The organism is Veronia nyctiphanis, from assembly GCF_004116385.1.
Lineage (GTDB): Bacteria > Pseudomonadota > Gammaproteobacteria > Enterobacterales > Vibrionaceae > Veronia > Veronia nyctiphanis.
On record NZ_PEIB01000006.1, the window covers coordinates 58,331 to 71,781 of the forward strand.

At 48.1% G+C, this 13,451-nt stretch carries 7 protein-coding genes, 4 pseudogenes and 1 other annotated feature; of the genes and pseudogenes, 7 read left to right on the forward strand and 4 right to left on the reverse strand.

All coding sequences use genetic code 11. From position 1 onward, the window contains the following. Nucleotides 1-15: 15 nt before the first annotated feature. Nucleotides 16-510 (forward strand): putative 4-hydroxy-4-methyl-2-oxoglutarate aldolase, encoded by a 495-nt coding sequence (locus tag CS022_RS07045; protein ID WP_129121701.1) that lies wholly within the window; start codon nt 16-18, stop codon nt 508-510. 45 nt (nt 511-555) lie between these two features. Here CS022_RS07045 and CS022_RS07050 read toward each other — a convergent pair whose 3' ends face one another. After that, the gene (locus tag CS022_RS07050) at nt 556-1,014 is read right to left on the reverse strand and encodes a hypothetical protein (protein ID WP_129121702.1); all 459 of its coding nucleotides are present in this window, start codon (nt 1,012-1,014) and stop codon (nt 556-558) included. Between the two features lie 169 nt (nt 1,015-1,183). Then, nucleotides 1,184-2,916, reverse strand: a pseudogene (aceK, locus tag CS022_RS07055) (bifunctional isocitrate dehydrogenase kinase/phosphatase). Between the two features lie 241 nt (nt 2,917-3,157). Beyond that, nucleotides 3,158-3,273: a sequence feature (Thr leader region), on the forward strand. A gap of 33 nt (nt 3,274-3,306) precedes the next feature. Here aceK and thrA point away from each other — a divergent pair. The 4 genes and pseudogenes from thrA (at nt 3,307) to ung (ending at nt 8,823) form a co-directional block, all read left to right on the forward strand. Then, nucleotides 3,307-5,766: a bifunctional aspartate kinase/homoserine dehydrogenase I gene (thrA, locus tag CS022_RS07060; protein ID WP_129121703.1), complete on the forward strand. Its 2,460-nt coding sequence runs from the start codon at nt 3,307-3,309 to the stop codon at nt 5,764-5,766. 1 nt (nt 5,767) lies between these two features. Beyond that, on the forward strand, nt 5,768-6,727 hold the full coding sequence (gene thrB, locus CS022_RS07065) for a homoserine kinase (protein WP_129121704.1): 960 nt from the start codon (nt 5,768-5,770) through the stop codon (nt 6,725-6,727). Further along, nucleotides 6,724-8,005 (forward strand): annotated as a pseudogene (gene thrC / locus CS022_RS07070) (threonine synthase). Before thrB ends, thrC begins: the two are co-directional and overlap by 4 nt. A 128-nt stretch (nt 8,006-8,133) precedes the next feature. After that, on the forward strand, nt 8,134-8,823 hold the full coding sequence (gene ung / locus CS022_RS07075; protein ID WP_408057226.1) for a uracil-DNA glycosylase: 690 nt from the start codon (nt 8,134-8,136) through the stop codon (nt 8,821-8,823). A 103-nt stretch (nt 8,824-8,926) separates the two neighbouring features. On the opposite strand, the gene CS022_RS07080 is transcribed toward ung, so the two are convergent. Then, the gene (locus CS022_RS07080) at nt 8,927-9,109 is read right to left on the reverse strand and encodes a DUF3545 family protein (protein WP_129121706.1); all 183 of its coding nucleotides are present in this window, start codon (nt 9,107-9,109) and stop codon (nt 8,927-8,929) included. 627 nt (nt 9,110-9,736) lie between these two features. On the opposite strand from CS022_RS07080, the pseudogene CS022_RS07085 reads away from it, so the two are divergent. Together CS022_RS07085 and yaaA are read left to right on the forward strand one after the other, a co-directional pair. After that, nucleotides 9,737-11,163, forward strand: a pseudogene (locus CS022_RS07085) (alanine/glycine:cation symporter family protein). 117 nt (nt 11,164-11,280) lie between these two features. Then, nucleotides 11,281-12,054: a peroxide stress protein YaaA gene (yaaA, locus tag CS022_RS07090; protein WP_129121707.1), complete on the forward strand. Its 774-nt coding sequence runs from the start codon at nt 11,281-11,283 to the stop codon at nt 12,052-12,054. A gap of 88 nt (nt 12,055-12,142) precedes the next feature. Here the strand turns inward: yaaA and srmB are convergent. Continuing rightward, nucleotides 12,143-13,419, reverse strand: a pseudogene (gene srmB, locus CS022_RS07095) (ATP-dependent RNA helicase SrmB). Nucleotides 13,420-13,451 lie beyond the last annotated feature (32 nt).

The following is a 13,451-nucleotide window of genomic DNA, read 5'->3' on the forward strand; positions in this document are numbered from 1 at the left end:
GAGATAGGGAATGACATGACTGACTTGCTGCCAGATATAAGTGATGAACATGGAGAGTTACTTCGTTGGATACCGCAACAATGGTTAGATTATGGCGGTAACCCTACTTTCCATGGAAGAGTGGTGACACTGCGCTGTTTTGAGGATAACACCAAGGTCAGAGAGATTTTGTCTGGTCCCGGAGAGGGGCGTGTGCTGTTTATTGATGGCCATGGCAATCTTAATAAAGCGTTATTGGGCGATCAGCTTGCTGAACTGGCAGTAAAAAATGGTTGGCAAGGAATTATAGTTAACGGTGCCGTTCGCGATGTTTCAGCTCTAAGTATGATGGATCTTGGCGTGAAGGCACTCGGTGCGTGTCCGATAAAAACAGAAAAACGTGGCGCTGGCGAGCAGGATGTACCGTTACGCATTGCAGGTATTTTAGTCGCGCCTGGCGATTATCTGTATGCAGACTTGAATGGTGTGATGCTGAGTGAACACCCTGTTGAGCTCGGTGGAGCGGATTAGAAAAGAAAGCGAAACAACGTTCTCGTTCGATATATAAAGTGAGGGTTAAAACTTAACCCCCACGCCCAGCTTATACTGTGTGGTGTTATCAGCATCCTCGGTAAACGCATAATCCAATGCCGCTTCGAGGTTCATATCTTCGGTAATGGACAGCTGGGTACTCATACCAATAATACCTTCCGTTGAGCTGTTCTCTTTCTGCGCCTGAACCTCGCCTTTGATGCTCAAGATATCGCCGAAGTTATACTCAATCCCGCTCAATAGACCACGTGAAGCACTGTCTTTAGCAGCCAGTGTCACTTCTGTTGCCACGAAGACGTTGACCTGCTCCATCAGCGGGTAGTGATAACCTGTCGTTAACGTCCAACTGTCGAATCCGGCATTACCAGCCTGTAGTGAACTGGTCACCCAAGGCGACAGTTCTTTGTCGACTTGCTGTTCGTCAGCTGCATGTGCTGCTGTCGTCCCTAATGCGAATAGTGAGGCGAGTAAAACATGTTTCATACGCCACCGTCCCTGTATTTGTTTTTAGTCGGGATCTTGATACTAGAACAAATATTAGTGAGCGGATAATTAATTAATGAAAATATTGGCACCTGTTGCATTCTATTTAAAACCTTACGCAACATTTCAAATATAAAGTACCAATATGCCTCATCTTTAGGGAACTTCCTTATGATTCGTAAACACTTTCTGGTGTTCTCAATCGATTCCTTGTGCTGTAAGGACGAACATCGTTAAAGACCCCTTTATCTATGTTTTGCTGGAGGTTCTGCCAATAGCTGGCGGAGAAAAGGTCTGAATGCAACTCCTCAAACAGTGCCCGGATTTTTGGATTGATCAACAGGAAGGTTCTGAACTCCTCTGGAAATACGTCATTTTCACCAACGCTATACCAAGCTCTGCGGCCATCTCGTCTTCTGGATAGCGAGGCGGCGGAATTTTGCGGAAATTGACTTCAGTGAGGTAGCTGATTTCGTCGTAGTCGTAAAAAATCACTCGGTTGTGTCGAGTGACGCCAAAGTTTTTGAACAGCATGTCTCCGGCAAAGATATTTGCAGCAGCCAATTGTTTAATGGCATCACCGTATTCCTTGACCACTTCCCTCAGCTCGTCGTCGTTCGCCTGCTCCATATAAATATTGAGCGGGATCATTCGGCGCTCCATGTACATATGACGAATAAAGACCTCAGTCTCGGTGACTTTGACGTTCGACGGTGCAACGGCAAGAAGCTCCTCAATCAATTCGTCATTAAAGCGGTTTCTGGGAAAGCTGAAGTTCCTGTATTCCAATGTGTCTGCCATGCGGCCAACACGGTCATGCTCTTTGACTAACTGGTATTTTTCCTTCACCGCCGCATGGGTCATGCTCTTTTGCGGTGCAAAGCGATCTTTGATGATTTTGAAGACGAACCCGTATGAAGGCAGAGTGAACACAGACATCACCATGCCTTTGATGCCCGCTGCGATCTCGAATTTATCATCTGAGCTGTCGATATGATTGATGAACTCACGATAAAGCTCAGTTTTACCGTGTTTCTGACATCCAATTGAAGTGTAGAGTTGACCGGGTGTTTTATTCGGCATTAGCTGGCTGAGAAAATCAACCAAGGCCGCAGGTACCGGAGCATAAACCATAAAATATGAGCGAGCGAAGCCAAATATTATGCTGACGTCATCCGCAGACGACAAACAGGCATCGACATACAGTTCGCCTTGTTCGTTGATAAGAACTGGCAATACCAAAGGCCTTGTCTGATTCGCCAGCTCCATGCGACCAATCAAGTATGCCCCTTTATTTCGGAAAAAGGGCTCTCTGATCATGTCGAGAGATATTTCGTCGGTCAGCTGAGGCCCAAGACTTTCTTGTAATGCATTGACTATAAGCAATATATCTCGCTCTTTGTCTTGCCAAGGCAAGGTGAAAGGCGTGTCATCAAGCAGCTTACGTATCGTCGTAGGCAGGCAGTCTTTACACTGATAGCGGCGAAGTAAAGGTGTCGGGTATTTGGGAATCCGCCCGCCTTGTGAACTGCTAACGAAGAGCTTGTCACGGCGGATATTTCTATGATCGAATATCCTGCAATAAACAGAGTTAAAAAAGCTCTCTGCAATGTCATACCTAGGATAATCATCTAGCAGCTTTATATATTCAGTTTTGACCGCTTGGAGGAAAGATCGTGTCGCATGCTTCTTTCCCAGCATTATTCTCAGTTGCTGGGTAACAAGACCGACATGATGGTCGTAAAAATTGATGCGGGATTTCAGTGCCTTTTGAACGCTTTTCCAGTCTTGTTGTTCAAAACGTTCCTGAGCGCCAACCGTGACATCCAGAAAGCGGCCATACATAGCGTCTGAGCCTTGTAATATAGTTTGGGCCACCAGTTCTTCCATGGACACCGACATCTTCCCCTCCCGAAAATTGCAAATTTATTCATTTTTTATTGCATCACTATGTCCTGATGTTGCGACGATCGCAAGACAAGATCCGCTAGGCTGTTACTGATTCTCATTTTTGAAAATTATACTTTTTAATTATTTTTTTACGTGGTTTTTCCGTATAAAACTTAAATTTTTATTGACCTTGCAACACTGTTTGGGTAAAGGTTATATAACTGTAGCGCGAGATGTGACAAATCAATGCAAACAACTGCTATCACCACCACCATTATCATTATTACCGGCATTACAGGTGCAGGTGCGGGCTGATATGCACAAAATTCTATAAGAAAGCCCGCACCAAGAGGTGCGGGCTTTTTTTTTACAAAAATTGCAGCATGGAAATTGGAGGAAAGGATGCGAGTCCTAAAATTTGGCGGAACGTCGCTGGCAAACGCAGAGCGATTCAGCAGGGCTGCCGATATCATCACCAGCAACACCTGCCAGAGTGATGTATCAGCAGTACTTTCAGCGCCAGCAAAAGTAACCAACGGCCTGGTTGCAGTGATTAATCAAACAGTGAAGAACGGCGAAGCAGACCAGCAGGTTGCAGAGATTGAGTCGATTTTCACTGACTTGTTCGAAGGCCTGTCGAAGATGGAGCCGGGGCTTGAAACAGCACCTTTGTACGATAAGCTTTCAAGTACGCTGAATCAGCTCAAAAAATACATCAGTGGTATCTCGCTTCTTGGTCTGTGCCCAGACAATGTTCATGCTCGCATCATCAGCAAAGGTGAGCGTCTGTCTATCGCAACAATGTCAGCACTGCTCGAAGCCCGTGGTCACAATACCTTTGTTATCGACCCAACGCATTATCTGCAAGCGAAAGGTGAGTACCTTGAAGCCATGGTCGATATTGAGGTTTCTTCTGAGCGTTTTCGTCTTGAGCCTATTCCAGCGAAGCACATTGGTTTAATGCCTGGCTTTACTGCTGCTAACGAGCAAGGCGAGCTGGTGACACTGGGCCGAAACGGCTCTGATTATTCTGCGGCCGTTCTGGCAGCCTGTATTCGTGCCGATGCGTGTGAAATCTGGACGGATGTTGACGGCGTTTACAGCTGCGATCCGAGATTAGTGCCGGATGCGAAACTTCTAAAATCGCTGAGCTATCAAGAAGCGATGGAGCTGTCATACTTTGGTGCGAAAGTTCTCCATCCAAAAACTATCCTTCCGATTGCTCGCTTCCACATTCCATGCCTCATCAAAAATACCGCTAACCCACAGGGTTTGGGAACACTTATCGGCAACAGCGCTAATGAGGAAAACCTGCCAGTCAAAGGCATCACCACGCTGGGCGACCTGAGCATGGTCAATATCTCAGGGCCGGGCATGAAAGGCATGGTGGGCATGGCTGCGCGCGTATTTGGTGCGATGTCATCAGCAGGCGTGTCAGTGGTTTTAATTACCCAGTCATCGTCTGAATACAGCATCAGCTTCTGTATTGAACAGGCAGATAAAGTTCAGGCACAGCAGGCATTGCAGGATAACTTTGAGCTTGAGCTTGAAAATGGATTGCTCGAGCCCGTTGAATTTCAGGACAATGTCGCCATCGTATCGCTTGTTGGTGACGGCATGCGCACATCGAAAGGTGTGGCTTCGCAATTCTTCACTTCGTTGGCAGAAGTTAACGTCAATATCGTTGCGATTGCTCAGGGGTCATCAGAGCGTTCAATCTCTGCGGTAGTGCCTGATGGTCGTGTTTCAGAAGCAGTGAAAGCCTGTCACGAAAACCTCTTCAACAGTAAGCATTACTTGGACGTGTTTATTGTTGGCGTCGGCGGTGTAGGTGGTGAGCTGGTGGAGCAAGTGCGCCGTCAGCAGACAACGCTTGCTGAGCAAGGCATTGTCATCCGTGTTTGTGGTCTGGCCAACAGTAAAGGTTTGTTACTTGATAGCAATGGTGTCGAGCTTGATAAATGGCGAGACACGCTCAAAGCGAACACAGAACCATTCAGTTTGGCCCGCATGGTGCGTTTGGTCGAACAGAATCATATCATCAACCCTGTATTTATCGACTGCACGTCAGAGCAAAGCATCGCTGATCAATATGCTGATTTCCTGTCAGCAGGTTTCCACGTTATTACACCGAACAAAAAAGCCAATACTGCAGGAATGGCTTACTACACCCAGCTACGTCAGGCTGCGCGCTCTACGCGCCGCAAATTCATGTATGACACCACGGTGGGGGCAGGACTGCCAGTTATTGAGAACTTACAAAACCTGATTGCTGCGGGTGATGAGCTTGAGAAGTTCAACGGCATCCTTTCAGGCTCTTTGTCACATATCTTCGGTAAGCTGGATGAAGGCGAAAGCTTCAGTGCCGCGACCAGTGTTGCCCGCGATAATGGTTTCACAGAACCTGATCCTCGTGATGATTTATCGGGTATGGACGTTGCCCGTAAGCTGCTGATCCTTGCCCGTGAGAGTGGTATGCACCTTGAGCTGGAAGACGTCGAGGTCGAGCCGGCGTTACCGCCAGGCTTTGATGCCTCTGGTGATGTAGCTGCCTTTATGCAGCGTTTGCCAGAAGCGGATGCTTATTTCAAAGGGCTCATCGATGATGCTCAGAGTGAAGGAAAAGTGCTGCGCTATGTAGGCTCAATCGAGAAAGGTAAATGTCAGGTGAAACTGCTGGCCGTTGATAGCGACGACCCAATGTTCAAGATCAAAGACGGTGAGAATGCACTGGCATTCTACAGCCGTTACTATCAGCCAATTCCAATGGTACTTCGCGGTTACGGTGCGGGTACGGAAGTCACCGCAGCGGGCGTTTTTGCCGACCTGATGCGGACACTTGGCTGGAAGCTGGGAGTTTAAGATGAGTGTTGTAGTTTACGCCCCGGCATCGATAGGCAATGTCAGTGTGGGTTTTGATGTATTGGGGGCGGCAGTGTCCCCAGTTGATGGCACCTTGCTTGGTGACCGTGTCTTAGTGGCGGACGGTGGCTCAACGCCGTTTAGCCTGTCATGTGCTGGTAGTTTTGTTGATAAACTGCCGGAGAATCATGAAGAGAACATCGTCTTCCATTGCTATCTGGTGTTTACAAGAGAACTGAAAAAGCGTGATATCGCTGTTCGTCCGGTGTCGATGACACTTGAAAAGAACATGCCGATTGGCTCAGGGCTGGGTTCAAGTGCCTGCTCGATTGTCGCCGCCTTGGATGCACTTAACCGTTTTCATGACCAACCACTGGACGAAAACGCATTGCTGGCCCTGATGGGCGAAATGGAAGCGCAGATCTCCGGCAGTCTTCACTACGACAACGTTGCACCTTGCTATTTGGGTGGTTTGCAACTCATGGTTGAAGATGAAGGCATCATCAGCCAACAGGTACCTTGTTTTGAAAACTGGTTCTGGGTGATGGCTTATCCGGGCATCAAGGTCCCTACTGCGGAAGCGAGAGCTATTTTGCCAGCGCAGTATCGTCGGCAGGATGTAATAAACCATGGCCGCCATCTGGCAGGATTCATTCATGGTTGTTACTCTGGGCAGCCAAAGCTTGCGGCGAATATGATCAAAGATGTGGTTGCAGAGCCGTATCGTGAAAAATTACTGCCAGGCTTTGCCAATGCACGTAAATACGCCAAAGAGGCAGGCGCACTGGCTACAGGGATTTCTGGCTCCGGTCCAACCCTGTTCAGTATCACTGATGACGAAGCCGTGGCGCAGCGTGTAGCCAAATGGCTAAGTGAAAATTACGTTCAGAATGAAGAAGGATTTGTCCACGTATGTCGGCTTGATACTAATGGCTCGACAGTGACAGGAAGTGAGTTATGAAGTTATACAACATAAAAGAAAACGACGAGCAGGTTTCATTTGGTCAAGCCGTGAGGCAGGGACTTGGTCGTAATCAAGGACTGTTTTTTCCTTCAGACCTTCCTGCATTTGAAGACGTGGATATCTTCTTGATATGGACTTTGTCAGCCGTAGCAGCAAAATTTTGTCAGCATTTATTGGTGACGAGCTATCAGAAGACAAAGTAAAGAAAATGGTAGGCGATGCTTTTGCATTCCCTGCGCCTATCGAAAAAGTGTCGGATAAGGTTCACGCCCTAGAGCTGTTCCACGGTCCAACTTTGGCGTTTAAAGACTTCGGTGGCCGTTTTATGGCGCAGTCACTGGCAGCAGTCTCTGACGGCGGTAAAATCACTATCTTGACTGCGACATCTGGTGACACAGGTGCTGCTGTTGCCCATGCTTTCTATGGCATGGAAAACATTCAGGTTGTTATTCTGTACCCGAAAGGCAAAATCAGCCACTGCAAGAGAAACTTTTCTGTACGCTTGGCGGCAACATCCACACCATCGCCATCAATGGCACATTCGATGATTGTCAGGCTATGGTTAAGCAGGCCTTTGATGATGCTGAGCTGCGTAAGGCGATTGGTCTGAACTCTGCTAACTCAATCAACATCAGCCGTCTGATGGCGCAAATCTGTTATTACTTCGAGGCAGTATCTCAGCTCACGCCAGAGCAGCGTAAAGATCTGGTTGTTGCCGTACCGAGTGGTAACTTTGGTAACCTGACTGCCGGGCTTTTGGCAAAAGCAGCGGGCCTGCCTGTAAAACGATTTATTGCCGCAACCAATGTCAATGACACGGTTCCACGATACCTGCAAACCGGTGAGTGGACTCCGGAAGAGACCATTCCAACGCTCTCAAACGCCATGGATGTTAGCCAACCCAACAACTGGCCTCGTATCGAAGAGCTTTGTCGTCTCAAAGGTTGGGGGCTTGATGAGCTGGGTGCTGGTGCTGTCTCTGACGAGCAAACCGCCGAGACATTGAAAGAAATGCATGAAACGGGCTACCTGTGTGAGCCTCACGGTGCTATTGCCTACCGTGTACTGAATGAGCAGCTTGCGGAAGGTGAGCATGGCTTATTCCTTTGTACCGCTCACCCAGCGAAGTTTAAAGAATCTGTCGATGAAATCTTAAACATTGATGTACCGCTGCCAGGCCCACTGGCTAAGCATGCAGTGATGGACCTCCTCTCACACGAACGAGATGCAGACTTTGGTCAGCTGAGAGCGTTCTTGATGGAAGTGGCCGGATAAACCGCCAGCTCATTACTGAAAAACCCGGCAAATGCCGGGTTTTCTCTTTTTAGCACTGACGTCAGTGCTGTATAGAAAACTTTTTTGGGTAGAATAAAGGCTTTGAATCATTAATCGGGGATAGCGTGATGCCGGGAATCACATGGCACGATGTCATTGGACATGAAAAGGAGCAAGATTACTTTATACAGACGATGGAATACGTCGCCAATGAGCGGGCCAGTGGTAAAGATATTTACCCGCCGAAAGAGGATGTGTTTAATGCCTTCCGTTATACCGAGCTGGCCGATGTTCGGGTCGTCATTTTAGGGCAGGACCCTTACCACGGCCCTTCACAGGCGCATGGGCTGTGTTTTTCTGTTCTTCCCGGTATTAAGCCGCCACCTTCTCTTGCCAATATGTACAAAGAGCTTGCGCAGGATATCGACGGGTTTGAGATCCCAAGGCACGGTTACTTGAAAAGTTGGACTGATCAGGGGGTATTGCTGCTTAATACGGTGCTTACTGTTGAGCAAGGGAATGCCCACTCGCACGCTTCGTTGGGATGGGAAACGTTCACAGACCGCGTGATTGCAGCGGTGAATGAGCACCGCGAAGGAGTGATTTTCCTATTATGGGGTTCTCATGCGCGCAAGAAAGGGAAGATGATAGACAGGCAGAAGCACCATGTGCTTGAAGCGCCGCATCCATCGCCATTGTCAGCGCATCGTGGGTTCTTTGGCTCCGGGCACTTTTCTGCGACCAATCGTATTTTGTCTGAAAAGGGTCAGCCAGCCATTGATTGGCAGCCAAAACTGGATGAACAGGAAGCCGGATAAGAAATCTGAGCACAAAAAAAGGCGCCTGAGTGGCGCCTTATGTCTGCCTCTTTAATGCAACCCTTCCATGTTAATGGGTATAAATCAGCAGTCTTCAGTTAGGTTAGATATCGAATTCAGAGTCAGAGAAGTCCCCAAGCATATCAATGTCCTCGAGCTCTTTACGAAGACGTTGTCTGTCTTTTAGCGCTTCAATTTCTCTCCACTTCCTTTTAGCTTGTTTCGAACGCCCACCGCGCGATGGTTTTTCTGCTTCTAGCGTTTCATTAAAGGCAAAGCTTTCCATAATTTCACCTCATCTTTCCGTAGTGGTCAGTAATTAAGTATCACAACCAAACAGAAAATAAAATCGGATAGTTTCTCATTTGTTGTACGTTGGTGAATATTTAGTGAGATCGCGGTCAGATTTATTGGGTGGGTGATTACGTTTTAACCCGTAAATGACAGCTTTATTGATGCGTTGAGCGGAATCAAGTTCAAACTTTGAATCGGCCCACGTCCCATCGCCAATGAGGCTTTGATCACACGAAACGTAGAATGTCTGATAGGGATGACATTTTCATGAATGAGAATCATAAAATGTTACGGGAAGTGATAAAGGTTTGCTCTTAGTGTGTTGCGCTAATTAATTGATAAAGTTTGCATTTAAATATTAAATATAATTTTTTAAACAATATAACATTTCAAATATCTGTTGATTTTTGGTGACTATATCTGCATCATCTCCCGCGAATTATTGCCAGCACAGGCAAGATAGCCAAACTCATCATTATCTTTTGGCACTCAGAGTTGGTTCGTGGCTTTGATGCCTGTCTTTTTCGATAGCAAGTACTATGCTTGCTGTCCGAGCCTGATATTAACTCTTTTAACTCACACTGCTGGCAGGAATGTATAAGCGCAAAGAGAGGTAGGCGTGGTAAGTCTTATTAACTTTTTAAATGACCTGATCTGGGGATCAGTTCTCATTTATCTCCTCATCGGCGGCGGGATTCTTTTCACGGTACGGTTGGGCTTTATTCAGTTCAGACACTTTGGCCACATGTTCAAGGTGATGAAAAGCAGCCGTAAGTCTGATAACGCGGGTATCTCGTCTTTTCAGGCTCTGTGCACCAGCCTGGCAGCCCGGGTCGGTACAGGAAACATGGCTGGTATTGCTGTTGCACTGACGCTCGGTGGCCCCGGCGCGATTTTCTGGATGTGGCTGATAGCCATGCTGGGGATGTCGACTGCATTTGCAGAGAGTACCTTAGCCCAGCTTTACAAAACCCGTGATGACGATGGTAACTTTCGTGGCGGTCCTGCCTATTACATGGAAAAAGGCTTGGGTATGCGTTGGATGGGCTGCGTATTCTCAGTCTTGCTGATCATCGCATTCGGTCTTATTTTCAATGCGGTTCAGGCGAACTCAATCACCAACGCAGCTTACAACGCTTTCGGATGGGATCCGCTTTACGTTGGCGCTGTGCTGGTGGCGATGTCGGCGTTTGTCATTTTTGGCGGCCTGAGAAAAATTGCCCGTACGGCGGAGATCATTGTTCCTCTGATGGCGGTGCTGTATCTGATCCTCGCGTTTTATGTGATGTTCACGAATATCGAGAAAGTCCCCGGTATCATTGCACTTATCGTGAAAAGTGCATTTGGCTTTAACGAAGCGGGTGCAGGAGCGCTCGGCTATACCGTGGCGCAGGGAATGATTCAGGGTATCAAGCGCGGCTTGTTCTCGAACGAAGCGGGGATGGTTCAGCGCCTAATGCTGCAGCCAGTGCAACGCCGTATCCTCCGCATCCAGCGTCGCAGGGCTATGTGCAAATGCTGGGTGTGTTTGTCGATACGATTGTGATTTGTTCGGCGACAGTGGCGATTATTCTGATTTCAGGCGAGTACATGCCCGGCAGTGAAATTACTGGTATCGAGCTGACACAGCGAGCGCTGTCGAGTCAGGTGGGAGACTGGGGGGGCCATTTCATTGCCATCGCAATTTTCTTCTTCGCGTTTACGTCAATCATTGCCAACTATTCTTACGCCGAGACGAACCTGATATTCCTTGAGCATAACCACAAGGCTGGCCTGAATGTGTTCCGTCTGTTTGTGATTGCAATGGTGATGTTTGGTGCGCAGGCTGATGTGCCTTTGGTGTGGATCATGGCGGATACCTCTATGGGTATGATGGCTATCGTCAACATGATTGCGGTGCTTCTGCTCGGCGGTACGGTGGTGAAGCTTGCCAAAGACTATAACCAGCAATTGAAGCTGGGTAAGGTGCCTAGCTTTGATGTCCGTCGTTATCCTGAGCTGCACAACCAGATTGAGAAGGGTATTTGGGATAAAGAACGCGCCTAATCGGTTTTCCCCATCACAATGATAGAAAAAAGCCGCACCCAAACGTGTGGCTTTTTTATGTCTGAATGGTAACCTTTTTTGATAAGACTCATCGAGCCAAGCCTGAAGGACAAGAATATGCTGATCGTGGTTTCCCCTGCGAAAACACTCGACTATGAATCGCCATTGGCGACTGACAAATTTACGCTGCCAACAATGACCGAGCATTCTGCTGAGCTGATTGAAGAATGCCGCAAGTTAACGCCAGCGGACATTGCCAGTCTGATGAAAGTCAGTGATAAGATTGCCGGACTGAATGCAGCCCGTTTCGCTGAGTGGCAGCCGACCTTTACACAGGAAAATGCGCGTCAGGCATTGCTTGCGTTCAAAGGCGATGTCTACACAGGGCTTGAAGCCGAAACTATGAGCGATGCTGACTTTGATTGGGCTCAGGATCACTTGCGGATGTTGTCCGGCCTGTATGGCCTGTTGCGCCCACTTGACCTGATGCAGCCTTACCGCTTAGAGATGGGAACCAAACTGGCCAATGAACGCGGCACTAACCTTTACCAGTTTTGGGGTGAGTTAATCACTGACGAGCTGAATGCTGCGTTGTCTGCTCAAGGGGACGGTGTATTGGTGAATCTGGCATCGAATGAGTACTTTAAGTCAGTGAAGCCTAAGAGTCTTAAGGCGAATATCATCACGCCAGTCTTCAAAGACTGCAAAAACGGTCAGTATAAGGTGATCAGCTTCTACGCCAAGAAAGCGCGCGGCATGATGGCGCGCTATATCATTGATAACCGCATTGAGTCTGTGGACGCGCTAAAGGCGTTTGATGTCGCTGGTTACTATTTTGATGAAGCGTCGTCGAATGACAAAGAGTTGGTGTTTAAGCGCGAAGAGCAATAATCCTCTCACGACCAAACATAAAAAAGGTTAGCGTTAGCTAACCTTTTTTGTTTTGCAGCACTTAACTGCTAGAGCGATTTCACTAAAGCTACTTAGCTTCTTTCGCTGAAGCTACTTTGGTAGCTGGCGCTTTGGCTGTGCGCTTAACGGCTTTTTTCGCTTTGCCTTTTGCAGTCTTCTTGCTGTCTGGCTTTTTCTTCTTTTTCTTTTTGAATTCTGGCTTCTTATGCTGTGGCTTCAAGCCTTCGACATAGCGCTCTTTTACTTCTTCTTTCATGTAGCGACCGATTCGGTCCATCATGGGCTGATCATGTGCTTCGACCAGTGAAATGGCGGTACCTTTTTTGCCCGCACGGGCAGTACGACCAATACGGTGTAAGTAGATATCAGCGGTACGGGGCAGGTCATAGTTGATGACATGGCTGATATCAGGCACATCGATACCGCGAGCAGCCACGTCTGTTGCCAGTAGTACGTTTACGTCACCGTCTGAAAAGCGTTTGATGGCGTTATTACGTTTGACCTGTGCCATTTCGCCCTGGATCCATGCACATTTAACATTGAGGCTGGTCAGTGCGTCGCGCAGGTCGGCAAGGCGGTCACGGGTTTTAACGAACACAATCGCACGTTCTGCATGTTTGTTCAGGATGTTTGTCAGCAGTGCATGCTTGTGGTCTAGATCATCACATCTGTGGTACCACTGGGTGATCTTTTTACGCTCGCGACGTGGCGGCTCAGCGCTGAATTCAATCGGATCATTCAGCAGATCAGCTTTAAAGCCTTTCACGCCACGGCCTTCCAGTGTCGCTGAAAACAACATACTTTGTTTACGCCAGCGGCATTCGTCTGACAGTTTGTCTACCGCAGGGCCAAAGCCCATATCCAGCATACGGTCAGCTTCATCAAGGATCAGGCTTTCAATTGCGCGGCAATCAAAACGCTCAGCATCGATATACTCCATCAGACGACCCGGTGTCGCGACTACGATATCCTGCGTCTTACCAAGATCTCTGCGTGATCCTGATACGAAATACCGCCCGTGATAGTGATAACCTTCAGTTCAGTGTACTTGGCTAGGGCACGTGCCTGATCAGCAACCTGAATCGCAAGTTCGCGGGTAGGAGTCAGAATGAGTACGCGTGCAGGGCCGGGTTTCTGTCGAGGGAAATCCAACAAATGTTGTAAGGCTGGCAAAAGAAATGCCGCTGTTTTTCCGGTCCCTGTTGGTGCAGAGGCCATGATATCGCGGCCGTCCATGCCATGAGGGATCACGCCAGCTTGGACTGCGGTTGGTCGCTCAAAGCCTATTTCATCTATGGCTTGTAGCAGTTGAGGATCCAGGTCCAGTTCAGCAAATGTTCGCACGCGTTTATTCTCCACTCAAAGTCAGGGGCGGC